Origin of the sequence: Nakamurella flavida (assembly GCF_030811475.1) — a bacterium.
GTDB lineage: Bacteria > Actinomycetota > Actinomycetes > Mycobacteriales > Nakamurellaceae > Nakamurella > Nakamurella flavida.
On the sequence record NZ_JAUSQV010000001.1, the window covers coordinates 2,687,243 to 2,703,248 of the forward strand.

Annotated in this window: 10 protein-coding genes; 2 read left to right on the forward strand and 8 right to left on the reverse strand. The window is 73.6% G+C overall.

The annotated features are described in order from the left end of the window. Positions 1-40: 40 nt before the first annotated feature. Entirely contained in the window at positions 41-1,330 is a 1,290-nt protein-coding gene (locus J2S58_RS11920; RefSeq protein ID WP_205256905.1) for an aminotransferase-like domain-containing protein, read from the reverse strand. A gap of 305 nt (positions 1,331-1,635) precedes the next feature. Between J2S58_RS11920 and J2S58_RS11925 the strand changes: the two genes are divergently transcribed. Next, positions 1,636-2,382, forward strand: a complete 747-nt coding sequence (locus J2S58_RS11925; protein ID WP_205256904.1) for a GNAT family N-acetyltransferase — start codon at positions 1,636-1,638, stop codon at positions 2,380-2,382. Between the two features lie 19 nt (positions 2,383-2,401). On the opposite strand, the gene J2S58_RS11930 is transcribed toward J2S58_RS11925, so the two are convergent. The 6 genes from J2S58_RS11930 to J2S58_RS11955 form a co-directional block, all read right to left on the reverse strand. Next, positions 2,402-3,583 carry an N-acetylmuramoyl-L-alanine amidase gene (locus tag J2S58_RS11930; RefSeq protein WP_306828354.1) on the reverse strand — a complete coding sequence of 394 codons (1,182 nt, stop codon included), beginning with the start codon at positions 3,581-3,583 and terminating at the stop codon, positions 2,402-2,404. Between the two features lie 496 nt (positions 3,584-4,079). Beyond that, positions 4,080-4,403 (reverse strand): thioredoxin, encoded by a 324-nt coding sequence (gene trxA / locus J2S58_RS11935; protein ID WP_205256902.1) that lies wholly within the window; start codon positions 4,401-4,403, stop codon positions 4,080-4,082. A 79-nt stretch (positions 4,404-4,482) separates the two neighbouring features. Further along, complete coding sequence (trxB, locus tag J2S58_RS11940) at positions 4,483-5,496, reverse strand: thioredoxin-disulfide reductase (RefSeq protein WP_205256970.1); 1,014 nt, start codon at positions 5,494-5,496, stop codon at positions 4,483-4,485. A 300-nt stretch (positions 5,497-5,796) separates the two neighbouring features. Continuing rightward, on the reverse strand, positions 5,797-9,528 hold the full coding sequence (murJ, locus tag J2S58_RS11945; protein ID WP_205256901.1) for a murein biosynthesis integral membrane protein MurJ: 3,732 nt from the start codon (positions 9,526-9,528) through the stop codon (positions 5,797-5,799). Then, complete coding sequence (locus J2S58_RS11950) at positions 9,525-12,257, reverse strand: hypothetical protein (protein WP_205256900.1); 2,733 nt, start codon at positions 12,255-12,257, stop codon at positions 9,525-9,527. The genes murJ and J2S58_RS11950 overlap by 4 nt, the downstream gene beginning before the upstream one ends. Beyond that, entirely contained in the window at positions 12,254-12,730 is a 477-nt protein-coding gene (locus J2S58_RS11955; RefSeq protein ID WP_205256899.1) for an NUDIX hydrolase, read from the reverse strand. Before J2S58_RS11955 ends, J2S58_RS11950 begins: the two co-directional genes overlap by 4 nt. A 174-nt stretch (positions 12,731-12,904) precedes the next feature. Here J2S58_RS11955 and J2S58_RS11960 point away from each other — a divergent pair, with 174 nt between their 5' ends. Beyond that, positions 12,905-14,368, forward strand: a complete 1,464-nt coding sequence (locus J2S58_RS11960; protein WP_205256898.1) for a CCA tRNA nucleotidyltransferase — start codon at positions 12,905-12,907, stop codon at positions 14,366-14,368. A 79-nt stretch (positions 14,369-14,447) separates the two neighbouring features. On the opposite strand, the gene J2S58_RS11965 is transcribed toward J2S58_RS11960, so the two are convergent. Beyond that, positions 14,448-15,959 (reverse strand): MFS transporter, encoded by a 1,512-nt coding sequence (locus J2S58_RS11965; protein WP_275889406.1) that lies wholly within the window; start codon positions 15,957-15,959, stop codon positions 14,448-14,450. Positions 15,960-16,006 lie beyond the last annotated feature (47 nt).

Below are 16,006 nucleotides of genomic sequence, written 5' to 3' on the forward strand. Positions count from 1 at the left end.
TGAGCTGGTCGGGGCGCGGACGGTCCGGCCGGGCGCGGGGTCAGACGGTGTTCGGGGCCGGCGACTGCGGCCCCTCCAGGGCGCGGGTGGCTCCGGTTCCGAAGGTCCGCATGACATCGAGCTCACCGTTCAGCACGCCGGCGAGCCTGCGCACCCCCTCCTCGATGCGCTCGGGGGTGGGGAAGCAGTAGGACAGCCGGAGCTGCCGACTGCCGAGCTGGTCGGCGTAGAACGCGGTGCCCGGGACGTACGCGACCCGCGCGGACACGGCACGGGCCAGCATCGACGCGCTGTCGAAGCCCTCCGGCAGGGTGATCCAGACGTAGAAGCCACCCTGGGGGGTCGTCCACGTGGTTCCCGCGGGCATGTACTCGGTCAGGGCGGCCAGGATGGCGTCCCGCCGCTCCGCGTAGGTCTGCCGGTAGGCCTTGATCTGCCCCATCCAGTCGAACGTGGCCAGGTACCGCGACACGATCATCTGGTTCAGCACCGGCGGATTGAGCGTGGCGGCCTCGTTGGCCAGCACCAGCTTCTCCCGCACCGCGTGCGGGGCCAGCACCCAGCCGACGCGCAGCCCGGGGGCGAACGTCTTGGAGAACGAACCCAGGTAGATGACGTTGTCCGGGTCGTCGGCGCGGATCGCCCGGTGCACGGCGTCGTCGAAACCGAGGAGCCCGTACGGGTTGTCCTCCAGCAGGGTGATGCCCTCGTCGCGGCAGATACGGGCGATGACGCCGCGTCGTTCGTCGGACAGGGTCACGCCGGCCGGGTTGTGGAAGTTGGGGATCGTGTACAGCAGCTTGATCCGTCGGCCGGCCGCCCGACAGCTCGCGATGGCCGCGGTCAGCGCCTCCGGGATCAGTCCGTCCGCGTCCATGGCCACGTGCACCACCTGCGCCTGGTAGGCCGCGAAGGTGCCCAGCGCCCCGACGTAGGACGGTGCCTCGGCGAGGATGACGTCGCCCGGGTCGCAGAAGATCCGGGTCACCAGATCCAGGGCCATCTGCGACCCCACGGTGACCACCACGTCGTCCGGGTGGGCCTGGATGCCCTCCAGGGCCATGACCTCGCAGATCTGCTCGCGCAGGGCCAGGATCCCCTGCCCCGAGCCGTACTGCAGGGCGGTCAGGCCCTCCTCGGCGACGAGCTGGTTGACGTCCTGGCCCAGCATCCCGAGCGGCAGCGAGTTCAAGTAGGGCATCCCGCCGGCCAGGGAGACCACCTCTGGCCGGCTGGCCACGGCGAAGAGGGCGCGGATGGCCGAGGCCCGCATGCCCTCGGTGCGGCGCGCGTACCGGTTCAGGTGCGGGTCCAGGCTGTTGCCCGTCATGACGTCCTCTCGCGGCGGCTGCCTCCGCGGCGCGGCGGTCCCGGTGGCCCGGGCCACCAGGAGGACGGCGGCAGCGGGGTGGGGACGGACTCGGAGGCGGGTCGCGCACATGCTAGCGCCGTGGCCCTGTCGGGCCGGGTGAGCCGGGCCCGAGCGGGCGCGGACCCGCCGCCCGCGGTCGGACACCGGTGCGACGATGCCCACGGTCGGGCCGAGCCGGTGCCGGGCGGCCACCACCTATCCTGGATCGCGGTCCGCACGGTGGTCGGGCCCGGCTGACGGACATGAGATCGGGGACGCATCGGGTGACGCGCGCACTGGTCCCGCTCTCCATGTCCACCGTCGGGCTCCTCCCCGAGCGCTGCCGGTCCTGCGTCCAGTGGGAGCTGCCGGCCGACGCGGTCGACGCGGCCGCGGCGCTGGGCCAGGCCGGGTTCGAGAAGGAGGTCTGGCTCTCCGGGGTCATGCTGACCTGGGGATCGGCCGGCCAGATCGTCACCGTCGACGGGGAGGCGGTGGGCTTCGCGCTGTACGCCCCGCCCACTGCGGTCCCCGGCGCCGCCGCGTTCCCCACCGCCCCGGTCTCCCCCGATGCGGTCCTGCTCACCGCCGCCCGGATCTCCCCCGAGCACACCGGTCAGGGCCTCGGCCGGTACCTGATGAACGGGGTCGTCGCCGATCTCACCCGCCGCGGGGTACGGGCCATCGAGGTCTTCGGGCGGGTGGAGGGGGCGCTGCCGGGGGACGAACCGAGCGGGGAGGCACCGAACGGGGGAGAACCGGGCGGGGACGAGCGGGCGGACGACATCGTCGCGGATCTGCTGGACGCGGGAGTCCCCCGTTGCCTCATCCCCGCCGGTTTCGCCGAGGCGGTCGGCTTCGTCCCCGTCGCCCCCCACCCCCGCTACCCGCGCCTGCGCTACGAGCTGCGTTCCGGGTCGGGGTGGAAGGCCGACGTCGAGTCCGCGCTGGAGAAGTTGTTCACGGTCATCACCGTGCCCTCCACCCACCCCGTCGCCGCGCGCGAACGGGAGCTCGCCGGCGCCCGCTGACCGGGCTCCCGGGGGACCGTCAGGCCGAGTCGCGCACGGTGGCCTCGTGGGCCAGCAGGTCGGAGAAGGTGAACGTCCCCGTGTGCGGGTCGTCCTGTCCCTGCAGGTAGAGCCGCTTGACCGCGACGAGTAGCCCGTCGGTCAGCACGTCGCGGAAGTGCTCGGTGGACAGCGACTTCCGCTCGCGCGGGTTGGACAGGTAACCCAGCTCGACCTGGATCGCCGGCATCCGGGTCAGCCGCAGGATGTCCCACGGGCGGTGGTGGACCCGGCAGTCGGTGAACCGGGTCCGGGCCACGAGCTCGCGCTGCACCAGCTCGGCGAGCGTCTCGCCCATCGACGACGTCGACCCGGAATCGGTACCGAAGTGGAACGTGGCCAGACCGTTGGCCAGCTCGGACGGGGAACCGTCCACGTGCAGGCTCAGCAGCAGATCGGCGTTGACCTCGTTGGCCAGCCGGGCACGGTCGTCGATCGAGGGGTTGTCGTCGGGGCCGCGGGTGAGCCACACCGACATGCCGGTGGCGACCATCCGCGCCTCCAGGCGCCGCGCGATGTCGTAGGTCAGATCGGCGGCCCGCACACCGTCGACCTCCCACCCGGTGTCCTCGCCACCGTGGGCGGGGTCCAGCACGATGCGCTTGCCCTGCAGCCGCGGGCCGGACTGGCGGAGCAACTGGTACTCCCGCAGGTACTGCGGCCGACCCCCGGTGACCATCCGGCCGATCCAGTTGAGCTCGCGGTAGGTCTCGGCGCCGAAGACCCCGTCGTCGACCAGACCGCGGTGGCGCTGGAAATCGCGCACACTGCCGTCGGTGAGGGCGCCGAAGATCCCGTCCGCACGGCCGGTGTTGTAGCCCATCTCGGCCAGCCGGACCTGCAGGGCGGTCACGTCGTCGCCGGACATCGGGGCGGACAGGGCGTAGGCCAGGACGCGATCACCCAGCGTCCAGCGGGCGTCGGTCAGGGCCCGGGTCGTCACCGGGCCGACGATGCCGTCGACGATGAGACCGCGGCGCTGCTGGAAGCTCCGGACGGCACCGTCCACGGCCTCGTCGAACTCGACCTCCGCGTCGGCAGCGCCCCCGTCCGTGCTGCCGGGGGCGGGGCGGGGAGCACCGCTGAGCGCAGTTCCGTCGACCGCCGGACGGACCGGGGGCAACAGCTCCAGGGACGCCAGCGAGGCCCGCAGGGCCGCCACCGCCGATCCTCGGTCTCCGCGTCGCAGCAGCACTCGTTCTCCTCGTCGTCCTCGCCGGATCGTGCCCGGTGGTTCGTGTCGGTCGTGGTCGCCGGCTCGGCACCGCCGACCGGGTCGGTCGCCGGGCGCACCCGACACTGTCACGGCGAGCGCCCCGATCGGGCATCCACCCGCCGGTCGCCGGTGGGTCACCCGTTCGGGTCGCCACCTGCTCGAGCTCCCACCCGAGGTCGCCGTGCCGACGGTCGACATCCCCGACGGCGCCGACCACTTTATGCCGCTCCCGGCGTGAGTGCCCACCACCGCACCCCGTCCCGGCTCGGCGGCGCGGGGCGCACACGGACGCACGAGGACACACACCGACCGGAGCCCAGGACGGACGGGCAGGGACGGGCACGGGCGGGGCTGGACGAGGCTGGACGAGGTTGGACAGCACGATGCCGGACCCCCTCGGGAGGGGATCCGGCATCGGGTGCGCGGGTCAGGCGCGGGTGGATCAGGCCAGGACGTCGGCGAACTCGGCGAGCAGCGCGGCCTTGGGCTTGGCCCCGACGACCTGCTTGACCGGCTTGCCGCCCTGGAAGACCAGCATGGTCGGGATCGACAGGATCTGGTACTGCTGGGCGATCTGCGGGTTGGCGTCGATGTCCAGCTTGGCCACGGTGACCTTGTCGGCGTGGGTGGAGGAGATCTCCTCGAGGATCGGGGCGATCATGCGGCACGGGCCGCACCACTCGGCCCAGAAGTCGACGATGACGGGCTTGTCGGACTGCAGGACGTCCTCGGTGAACGAGGCGTCGGTGACCTTCTTGGTGGCCATGGTGGCTCCTTCTTCTGTGCGATTGCGGGCGGGTGGTGCGGGCGGGTGAGAGCGGGGGCGGTGATCGGCCGGTGGCCGGTCAGACGCTGACGGTGTCCCGGACGGTGCTGACGTCACCGGCGGTGGTGGCGGAGTCGACGGCGGTGCGGGGGTGGGCGGCGACCCAGTGCTGGGCGTCGAGGGCGGCTGCACAGCCGGACCCGGCTGCGGTGATCGCCTGCCGGTAGGTGTGGTCGACCACGTCGCCGCAGGCGAACACGCCGGCCACGTTGGTGCTGGTCCCGGCGCCGTGCCGGCCGGCGATGACGTAGCCCTCGTCGTCGGTGTCCAGCTGGCCGGTGACCAGCTCGGATCGCGGGTCGTGGCCGATGGCCACGAACAGGCCGGTGACGTCGAGCTCGCTGCGCTCCCCGGTGCGGGTGTCGGTGAGGGTGACGCCCGTCAGCGTGCTCTCCCCGTGCAGGGCACTCACCGCGGCGTTGGTGATCCAGCGGATCTTGGGGTTGGCCTGCGCCCGCTCCAGCATGATCGCGCTGGCCCGGAACTCCTCGCGGCGGTGAACGATCGTCACCGACCGGGCGAAGCGGGTGAGGAAGGTGGCCTCCTCCATGGCGGAGTCGCCGCCGCCGACCACGACGATGTCGCGGTCGCGGAAGAAGAACCCGTCACAGGTGGCACAGGCCGACACACCGCGACCGATCAGGGCCTGCTCCTCGGGCAGACCGAGATAACGGGCCGCCGATCCGGTGGCCAGCACCACGGCGCGGGAGCGGTAGGTGGTGCCGTCCACGGTCACCGTCTTGATCTCGCCGAGCAGGTCGACCGACTCGACGTCCTGGGAGCGGAGATCGGCGCCGAAGCGCTCGGCCTGGGACCGCATGTTGGCCATCAGCTCCGGGCCGAGGATGCCGTCCACGAACCCGGGGAAGTTCTCCACCTCGGTCGTGGTCATCAGGGCGCCGCCGTACTGGGAGCCCTCGAAGACCAACGGGGCCAGCTCGGCCCGGGCCAGGTAGATGGCGGCGGTGTATCCGGCCGGCCCGGATCCCACGACGATGACGTCGTGCACCCGGTCGGCCGGGTCGGGAGCCAGGGCCTGCGACTGCGCGTCCTCGATCGAACGCTCGGTCTCGGCGGCGGCCTCGTCGGCCTGCGAGGCGAAGCCCGCGGCCGTCCCGGACTCGGCCGTGGGTACCGGCTCGCCCACACCGGTGTAATCGGTGCTCGCGGTGAACGGGTGCTGGCTCACGTCTCTCCTCGGGTGTGCTGCCGGCCGTGGCCGGGTCGCGCCGTCACTGGTGGGGGACTCGATCGACCCCCGGGGACCTGCACAGTCTGCTGGTCGGCTGCCCCGCACAACGCCGTCCGGGGCCCGGTCATTCCCGCCGGTCGATCAGCTGCCGGTCACCTGGATCTCGGAGATCTTGGACTGCCACTGCCGGCCGGACCCGTTCATCTTGGTGACGAACACCGTCAGGTACGACGACGACGGGGCCGCGGTGACCGGGATGACCAGATCGGCGTTGGCTCCGCCCCCGCCGTCGAGCACGACACCCGTCCCCACCACCTGGGTCTGGTCCAGCGGCTGGTCGGGGCCGGTGGCCGTGCGGATCTCGATGACCGTGCCCGGCGACGGGCTGGTCACGGTGACCGAGGTCGGGGTGACCGCCCGTTCGAGTTGGACCGTGATGCCCACGCCGGGCTTGAGCGTCGGGAACTGCTGGAAGTAGACGAGCGTCAACCAGGCGGTGTCCGGGTTCCCGTCGTAGGCGCGGTCGACGTAGGACGTGTAGTCCTTGTTGCCGTCGCCCTCCGGGTCGTAGACGGTCCCGCCGACGATCCCCACCGGGGCCGCGGGCGGCGGGGCCGGGGTGCTCGGTGCGGCCTCGGTCGTCGCCGGGGCCTCGGTGGTCGGCGCCGGGGCGGGGGCGACCTCGGCCGCCGACGAGGACGCCGGCGGCCCGGTCTCCAGCGCGCTCACGTCGATCGGGGTGGTGTTCTGGACGGTGGCCAACGCCTGTTTGCCCAGGCTGGCCACCACGATGACGATCAGTGCGGCGAACACGGCGAGCACGGTCAGGGCCAGCGACAGCTTGACCCGGCGCTCGCGCACGAGCCGACGGTCGGCCGCGTTCAGCGGCACCATCTCCTCGTCGCCGTCGTCGACCGGCTCCACCTCGGGGGCGGCCAGCAGGGCCGTGACGGCGCCGACGGCGTGGATGCCGTCCGGCTCGTCGGGATGCAGGGCCCGCTCGGCCAGGGTGGACAGGGCCGGGTTGATCTGCGGCCGCAGTTCCACCGCCGGCACCTCCCGGCCGCGGCGGGTGGGGGCGGCGGGCAGCGTCGGGAGGTCGTCCTGGTGGCCCGCCGTGGCCACGGTCCGCGCCTCGGGCAGCGGCCAGGAACCGGTCAGCATCAGGTACAGCAGGGCACCGACGGCCCGGATGTCCTGATCGGGGGTGGCGGAGGCGTGCGCGATGACGTGGGACAGCCGCACCTGCCCGTCCTCGGTGACCCGGATGAGATCGGGGTTCAACGCGCCCAGGGCGATGCCGTTGCGGTGCGCCTCCGCGACCGCGTCGGACACCTTCCCGGTGATGGAGGCGGCCAGCGCGTCCTCCAACGGGCCGCGCTGCAGCATCTCGGTGAGCGTGTTGCCGTCGACCCACTGGCCGACGACGTACGACTGCCCCTGGTCGGTGCCCACGTCGAGGGTCTGCGGCAGGCCGATGTGGTGCAGCCGGCCGGCCCGCAGCGTGCGGGCCACCGTCGCCGACGCCCCGGTGGTGTCCGGCAGCAGGGTGACGGCCATGTCCCGCGGCAGCACGCTGTCCTTCGCCCGCCAGAAGCGGTGGCCCTGCGCGTCCGTGGAGACCAGCGAGAGCAACCGGTAGCGGCCGCCGACCACGGTCCCGGGCAGCAGGACGGGGGCCTCGTCGCCGGTGCCGGTCCCGGGCCCGTCCGTCGGGTCGCGGTCCTCGGGAGTGCCGGCGCTCTGGTCACCGTCGCTCTGGTCACCGTTGCGCTGGTCACCGATGTCGCTCGTCACTGCGCCGGGCGCCGGCGGATCGAGGGGCGCCCGGGAGGCGGGGGCCGACCGATCGGCGCGGGGCAGCGCGGCCAACGCGTCGGCGTCGTCGTCGAGGGTCTCCCACCGCCGGCCGCTGGTCGGGCTGTCGTCCTTGCTCACCGCGGGGCTCACCTGCTCGGTCTCGGGGGATGGATCCGGGCGCTGGTCGACCGCCCCGGCGGCGGATGCGGCCACGGGGGGGACGCCGTCGCCGCCGGTGGGTTGCCCCGCCGGTGGTGCGGTCTGCCCGGGAAGGGTGTCACGGGGCCCGTCGGACGGGGTAGTCGGTGCCTCCTGCGGGCCGCCGCCGCCGGACCCGTCCGGGCCGGTGGGGGTGTCGCCACCGGTCCGGCGACCGAGGCCGAGCAGGCGCAGCACGCGGTCGCGCACGGGGATCAGTTCCTCCACCTTGAGCAGGGTCGCCACCGCGGCGATGACGACCAGGCCGACCAGGCCGACCACGGCCACCTCGAGCAGGGCCGGGCCGAGGCTCACGACCTGCAGGTCCAGCAGCCGCCGGCTGACCAGCAGCGCGGCGCCGGCCCCGATCGCCCCGGCCAGGGTCATCTTGACCAGGGTGACCAGGGTCCGGCGGGTCCGCATCGACCCGTACCGGGAGCGGAGCCAGATCTCCCCGGTGACCGCCCCGACCAGGTACGACAGGCTGGTCGCGGCGGCCAGCCCGGGCACCACCCAGCGTTCGTCGAGCTGGATGCAGGCGATCATCAGCGGCACCCGGACGACGACCATCACCGCGTTGATCAGCGTGGGGGTGCGGGCGTCCTTCATCGCGTAGAAGACGCGCATCTGCACCAGGGTGACCGCGAGGGGGACGAGCCCCAGGGCCAGTGCGGCCAGCGTGGAGCCGATGAGGATCGCCGAGTCCAGGTTCACCGCGCCGTACTTGGTCGTGATGATGGCGATCGCCGTCGCCAGCACGGCCATCCCGGCGGCGACCGGGGTGAGCGCCACGATGGACAGGCGTGTGGCCAGCGACGCGTCGGACTTCACCGCGTCCAGCTGTCCGGCGGCGGCGTGCCGACTCATCCGCGGCATGATCGCCGTCAGGATCGAGACGCCGATGATCCCGTAGGGCAACTGGAGCAGCAGGGACGCCGTCGCGAAGGTCGAGTAGGCGCCCTCGTAGGCGTCGCCGGCCACGTTGGTGACCACGATGTAGCCGATCTGGGAGACGCCGACGTAGCCCAGCGTCCACAGCAGCAGCCCGCCGGCCTCCAGCAGCCGACGGTCGCCCCCCCAGCGCCACCGGAACCGGAAGCCCGACCGGTGCAGGGCCGGCAGCATGATCGCGGCCTGCAGCACGATGCCGAATGTCGTACCCAGCCCGAGGATCAGGAACTGCGTGCGGGTCAGTTCGCGGATGGGTCCGCCGTTGGCGAGGTTGAGGCCGACGGCGACCCCGATGACCACGAGGTTGTTGATCACCGGCGCCCAGGCTGGGATGCCGAACCGTTCCTTGGCGTTCAGGATCGCCCCGAACAGCGCCGCCAGCCCGTAGAAGAGGATCTGGGGGAGCAGCAGGTAGGCCAGCGAGGTGGCCAGCTGCTGGGTGCCCGCGGTCGCCGTGGACAGGTAGAGCCGGATGAGCAGGGGCGCGGCCAGCACGGCCAGCACGGTCGCCCCGAGCAGGCCGACGAAGGCGATGGTGACCAGCCGTTGGGTGTAGCCCTCGCCGCCGTCCGGATCGGACCGGGCCCGGGACAGCAGCGGGATGGCCACCGAGGTGAGCACGCCGCCGATGAGCAGCTCGAAGACGATGTTCGGCAGGGTGTTGCCGAGCGTGTAGGCGTCGTAGATGAGCCCGAGGCCGAAGGTGGTCGTCAGGATCACCTTGGCCAGGAACCCCGTCGCCCGGCTGACCAGGGTGGCCGAGGCCATCAGCAGGCCGGCGCGGACCACCCCGCCGGTGCGGGCGGTGCGCAGGCCGGCGTCGATCTGCTCGACGGTCTGCTCCACCCGGTGCGCCTGGTCGGCGGCGGCCTGGTCGGGCTGGACCGGGTCGGGGTCGGCCTGGACCGGGGCGCGGGGGGTCATCGGGGCTCCGTCGGGCTGGGGGTGGCGGCCGGGTCGGCCGGTACGGCTGCGTCCGCGCCGGCGGGGTCGGTCCGCGGGGCTCCGTCCGACGGGGGTGCGACGGCACCGGCCGCCTCGGCGGCGAGCCGGGCGCGACGGCCCCGGACCCGTTGCCGGATGCGCAGCACGACCATGAGCAGCAGCACCGCCCCGGCGACGGCCACGATGATCACGGTGAACGCCCCGTAGGCGGTGGACCGGACGGGCAACGGCACCGGTTCGCCCCAGGCCCGGCCGTCGGGACTGATCAGGCGCGAGGTGACGACGAACGACGCGACCCGGGACACCGTGGTCTCCACCGACACCTGGGCGGACCGACCGGGCAGCAGGGTCTGCAGACCCGGATCGACCACGGTCAGCCCGACGACCTGCCCGCCGGTGAGCTGCAGGCCCACCTGCACCCGGTAGGGGGTGGTGTTCCGCAGGGTCACCGCCAGCGGGGACGTCGACGAGGCCAGCGTGTACGACCCGCCGGAGGAGGCGATCCCCACGCCGCCCTGCACCCCGGCCAGCGTGGCCTCCACGGTGTCCAGCACAGCCGTCCCCGGCGCCGGGTCGTCCCGCAGCGTGCTGGAGGTCGCGACGTCCAGGGCCTCGCGCAGGGGGTCGAGCAGCAGGGCGGGATCGGCCTCGCCGGCCACCTGCGGGGGCAACAGCGCGGTGCCGGTGGAGGTGACGGCCCGGTCGAGGTCGGCCAGCCGCGCCAGGTAGGCCGGGGCCAGCTGCGCCTCCCGCGCCGCGTCCGGATAGGCCAGGGTCACCGGCCGGTCACTCGCCGCCGGCCGGTCGCCGGAGGTCAGTTGTCGCAGCGGGGCGCCGGTGACGGCGCCGGCGCCGGCCAGGGTCTGCACCGTCTCGGCGAGCCGGGTCAGGTCGGTGACGGTCAGGCCGGTGGTACGGCCGGGCACCAGCACGGTGGGGGTGGTGTCGGTGCCGTCCAGGCTGCGCTGGGCGAGCACCGCGGTCATCACGTTCAGGCGGCTGGTCCAGCCGCCGCCCCGGCCGGCCGCGGCCAGCGGACCGGCGTCGAGCAGCACCCGGGTGTCGGCGACGACCGCCGGCAGGGTCCCGCCGTCCGCCGCGGCGTCCGTCCCGCGCCGGATGTCGACGGTCACCGTTCCGGGCGCCACGGTGTCCCCGGTGCCCTCGGCGCCGGTCAGGGTGGTCGGGGAGAGCACGGCGGAGGTGTACCCGGCGGCCAGCAGTGCGGCGGCGGTGGAGTCGTCCAGGGTGCCCGTGGGGGGCAGGGCGGTCGTGGTGTCCAGGTCGGGTGTGGGCGATCCGGGCGTGGGATCGGTGAGCACCCGTTCGGCCACGGTGCGCCCCAGTTCGACCGACCGGGTCAGCTGACCGTCGAGACCGGCCTGGACCAACGCCACCACATCGGGGTCGGAGTACGGGAGGACGACGGTCTGCCGGGCGGCGGCGATCTCCCGCAGCAGGGTGAGGAAGCGCTGGGCGGCGGTCGTCCCGGTGCCGGCCACCGTCCCGGCGGGTTCGACGGCGTCCGTGCCGGAAGCGGCGGCCGTGGCCGTGTCGGTCGCAGCCGTGCCGCCGGCGGCCGGCGCGCCGGACGCCGGGGTGGTCGGCGGCGCGGCGGCGGTGCCGGTCGGCGAGCCCGTCACGGATCCGGCGACCGAGCCGGCCGACGGGGCCGTAGACGACCCGGTCGCGGTGGTCGTGGTCGACGAGGTGGGCTCCGCGGTGTCGCCGCCCGTGCCCCCCTCCGTCGGCAGCACGGGCTGCAGGGCACCCTGGGCGGTGCCGGGCGCAAGCACCCGGTACCCGCGGGTCATCCGGTCGACCTCGTCCAGCAGGCGGGGGTCGACGACGGCGGTGGCCGAACCGTCGGGCAGACCGCTGCCGGCCAGGGCGGCGGCGATCTCGTACAGACGACCGCCGGGCGAGATCTCGGCGACCAGGTCGTCGTCGAGGAAGACGCCGTCCACCCCGAGGTGCGGCCGGTCGACCAGCGGCCAGGTCAGGTCCACCGGGACCGGCGTGGGCCCCGGGGTCGCCGGCTCGTCCGCCGTGTCGGTCGTGCCCGTGTCGGCGGGGAGCGCGAGCACGGTGATCAGGGCGTGCAGTTCGCCCACGCGGGCCTCGCGGGCGCCGTCCGGTTCCCGGACCTCCCCGTTCACGTTGACCATCAGCGGGTAGACACCGGGCCGGTCGAGGTCCAGGCCGCCGGCGGCGGTGCCGGTGATCGGGGCGGTCAGGGTGAACGTGGCCGTCGCGCCCGGATCGAGCGTGGTGGTGCTCAGCGCGGTGAAGGTGGGCTGGATGACGGCGACAGGCTGCTCCGGACGGTCGATGCGTTCCTGCAGGGCGGCGGTGTCGGTGACCGCATCCCCCCGCTGGAAGCGTGCGGTCAGCCCGGCCAGCACGTCCGGGCCGGTGTTGGTGACGGTGGCGGTGAGCGTGAGGGTGTCCGCCGCGGTGGCCGTCACCACCGCCGGGGAGAGGTCGTCCAGGGCGAACGCCAGGCGGCCGGCGAACTCGCCGTAGGGGGCCCAGGGCTGGTCGCCGGTGCCGGTCGGATCGGTGCCGGTGGTCTCGCCGTTCGTCGTGCCGTCGGGCTCCCGGGCCTGCGCCGGGGTGCCGGTCGGACCGGCCAGGCAGGGCCACAGCAGCAGCGTGGCGGCCAGCACGACGAGGACGGCGCGGGTCCGGACCGGCCCGCCGCTCACGCGGTGTTCGCCAGCAGTTCGACGGCCCGCCGGGCCAGACGGCGTTCCCCGGCGTAGGCCAGCCGGTGGTTCATCTCGGCCAGGGGCACCCACGCCACCTCGGTCACCTCGACGTCGGCGTCGGACAGCTCGTCGTCCAGCGCGACCATGAGGAAGTGGTGCACCCGCTTGTGGATGCGCTTGCCCTGTGCGGTGAACGAGTACTCCACGCTGCCCAGGCGGGCGGTGATCCGGCCGGAGATGCCGGTCTCCTCGGCGACCTCCCGCACGGCGGCCTGTTCGGTGGTCTCCCCGCGCTCGACATGCCCCTTGGGCAGCGACCAGCGCAACCGTCCGCGCCGGTCCAGCCGGCCGATCAGGGCGCCGTCGGCGCGGCCGTCGACGGTCCGGACCACCAGTCCGCCGGCGGAGGTCTCCTGCGTCGCCCGGTGCCGCTGACGCGACTCGGGTGGGCGGACGGAGGGCTCGGACATTCCAGCGATGGTAGTGCGGCGACCTGCGCCCGTCGGTGTCCTGAGGTCGGGTGGCGCGTGGTGGGGGGTCCGGTCCGCCGGTGTCCGGACCGGGCCTCTCCGGTCATCGTGCCGCCCGGCCCGGGGACGCCGATAGACTGGCCCGTCGTGTCCAGCCGGGAGAGTGTCGTGTCCATGAGCGTCTCCGACGGATCGGGCACCCCGGGCCGGTTGACCGCCCTCCAGCAGACGGCCCTGGTGGAGCTCTTCGCGGGCTTCCCGGCCGCGGTGCAGGAGCTGGGCGAGCGCTTCGCCGCCGGCGGTCACGAGCTGCACCTGGTCGGCGGCACCGTCCGGGACTTCCTGCTCGGCCGCGCCCAGGACGACCTGGACTTCACCACCGACGCGCGCCCGGAGCGGGTGCTGGAGCTGGTGGCGGGCTGGGCCGAGGCGACCTGGGACACCGGCATCGACTTCGGCACCGTCGGAGTGCTCAAGCAGGGCCATCGGCTGGAGATCACCACCTTCCGGGCCGATCTGTACGACGGGCAGTCCCGCAACCCCGCGGTCACCTACGGCGACACCCTGCTCGGTGATCTGCAGCGGCGGGACTTCGCCGTCAACGCGATGGCCGTGTCGGTCGTCGACCGGCACTTCACCGATCCGTTCGGCGGGCTGGCCCAGTTGGCCGCGCGGGTGCTGGACACGCCGGGCACCCCGGAGGACTCGTTCCGGGACGACCCGTTGCGGATGCTGCGGGCGGCCCGCTTCGCCGCCCAGCTCGGATTCACCCCGGCACCCCGGGTGGTGGCGGCGATGGCGGCGATGTCGGCGCAGATCACCCGGATCACCGTGGAACGGGTCACCGCCGAGCTGGTCAAGCTCATCGAGGGGCGGTACCCCCGGGCCGGGCTGACGTTGCTGGTGGACACCGGCCTGGCCGGGCACGTCCTGCCGGAACTGCCCCGGTTGCGCCTGCAGATCGACGAGCACCACCAGCACAAGGACGTCTACGACCACTCGCTGATGGTGCTGGACCAGGCCATCGCCCAGGAGACCGACGGCCCCGACCGCACGCTCCGGTTGGCCGCGCTGCTGCACGACATCGGCAAGCCGGACACCCGCCGGCTCGAGGAGGGCGGCGGGGTGAGCTTCCACCACCACGAGGTGGTCGGCCGCAAGCTGGTCCGCAAGCGGATGCGGGAGCTCAAGTTCCCGAAGGCCATCACCGAGGACGTCGCCGAGCTGACGTTCCTGCACCTGCGCTTCCACGGGTACGGCTCGGGAGCCTGGACCGACTCGGCGGTGCGCCGGTACGTCGCGGACGCCGGGGAGCTGCTGCCGCGGCTGCACAAGCTGGTGCGCGCCGACTGCACCACGCGGAACCCGCGGCGGAAGGCGGCTCTGCAGCGTTCCTACGACCAGCTCGAGGAACGCATCGCCGAGCTGTCCGTCGCCGAGGACCTCGCGCGGGTGCGCCCCGATCTGGACGGCAACGCCATCATGGAGCTGCTCGGCGTGGGGCCCGGGCCGGTGGTCGGCCGGGCCTGGAAGTTCCTCAAGGAGCTCAAGCTCGACCGCGGCCCGCTCGATCGCGACGAGGCCGAGGCGTTGTTGCTGGTCTGGGCCCGCGAGCAGGGTCTGCTGCCGCCCGGCTGAGCCGGTCCAGGTCGGCCGGTGTCATCCGGCGTCCGGTCGGGATTCGGCCGGCGTCGCCCTCGGCACGGCCGGGGTCGGGTCAGCCCGTCGACGGCCGGCCGGCCGGGGAGGTCGTCCCGGCCGCCCGCTCCGGTGCGGGATGTCCGGCGCTCCCGGCGGGATCGTGGACGGTGGCATCCCCGGTGGCGACGTCCGCCTGGGTGGGGCCCATCCGGCGGCTGGCCACGGCGTACCCCACCGCACTGAGCAGGAGCAGGGCACCGACCAGGACGACGCCGGTCACGCTGCGGCCACTCTCCGGCAGGATCAGCACCCCGAGCACGAAGGCCAGCACGTAGAGCAGGTTGTTGGCCGTGTCGTAGAGCGCGAAGACCCGACCCACGAAGGCGTCGCCCGATTCGGCCTGCACCACGGTGTCCGCACAGACCTTCGTCGACTGGTAGGCGAAGGAGACGAACAGGGTGGTGATCATCGTGCTCAGCATCGTGAACTGGCTGCCGAAGCCGACCACGGCCAGCGCCGTCGTCCCGAGCAGGACGACCAGGTAGCGGGACCGGCCCAGCAGGCGCACGGCCGGTGCGGTGACCACGGCCCCGAGGAACAGACCGACGGCCCCCACGCCGAGCACCTCGGCGATGCCGGCGAGCCCACTGCGCAGCAGCCCCTCGCTCTCGGTGAAGTAGTGCTGGAAGAGCAGGAGCACGGTGAGCGTGCACAGGCCGAAGCAGAAGCGGACGACCATCACCAGCACGATGTTGACCCCGACGGCGGGCCGTTGCCGCACGTGGTGCAGGGCGCTGGTCAGGCCCTGCAGGACGGCGCGGACCGGCTGGGCGGGTTCGTCGGTCTCGTCCGGGCCCAGCGCGCGGGCGGCGAACCGGGCGGCGAAGACCGCGGCGAGCGCGTAGAAGACGAGCACCGAGGCGGTGATGACGGCCATGGGGTGGGGTCCGTCGCCGATGACGCTGCGCATGCCGATCGCGTAGCCGCCGCCGACCGCGGTGGCGATCGCGCCGGCCGTGGTGGCCAGCGCGTTGGCACCGACGAGCGAGTCGTCGGCCACCGTGTGCGGCATGGACGCCGAGAGACCGGAACCGACGAACCGGCCGACCCCCATGATGATCAGCGCGGTGCCGAACAGGGCGGCCCAGGGCAGGTCGGCGGCGATCTGCGCGGCGACGGCCACCACGGCCACGCATCGCACGACGTTGGCCCAGATGAGCACCCGACGGCGGTCCCACCGGTCGAGCAGGGCACCGGCGAACGGCCCGATGATCGAGTACGGCAGCAGGAGCACCGCGAAGCCGGCCGCGATGGCCATGGGATCGGCGGCCTTCTCGGGGCTGAACAGGACGGCCCCGGCGAGCGCGCCCTGGAAGGCGCCGTCACCGAAGGAGCTGAGGACGCGAACGGTGACGAGCCGCCGGAGCCGGTGCAGCCGGAGCAACTGCCCCAGTCCCCGCACCGACGGGCGGTTCACGCCGGGCAGGGGACCGGCAGGACCGACCGCCGTCGCCGCGGCCTCCGGCCGCTCGGACGACGCGACCGGACCCCGTGCGCCGACGGGCGCGGAGGCACTCGGATGCGGCATGGTCACGCCCGAAACCGTACGCGGTGATCGGTGTGCGCGGCAGGGTC

What these genes read in the sequence shown, in the direction of transcription:
- J2S58_RS11920 (WP_205256905.1), bottom strand. Translation starts at nt 1,330, where the DNA reads ATGACGGGCAACAGCCTGGACCCGCACCTGAACCGGTACGCGCGCCGC.
- trxA (WP_205256902.1), bottom strand. Translation starts at nt 4,403, where the DNA reads ATGGCCACCAAGAAGGTCACCGACGCCTCGTTCACCGAGGACGTCCTG.
- murJ (WP_205256901.1), bottom strand. Translation starts at nt 9,528, where the DNA reads ATGACCCCCCGCGCCCCGGTCCAGGCCGACCCCGACCCGGTCCAGCCC.
- J2S58_RS11955 (WP_205256899.1), bottom strand. Translation starts at nt 12,730, where the DNA reads ATGTCCGAGCCCTCCGTCCGCCCACCCGAGTCGCGTCAGCGGCACCGG.
- J2S58_RS11960 (WP_205256898.1), top strand. Translation starts at nt 12,905, where the DNA reads ATGAGCGTCTCCGACGGATCGGGCACCCCGGGCCGGTTGACCGCCCTC.
- J2S58_RS11965 (WP_275889406.1), bottom strand. Translation starts at nt 15,959, where the DNA reads ATGCCGCATCCGAGTGCCTCCGCGCCCGTCGGCGCACGGGGTCCGGTC.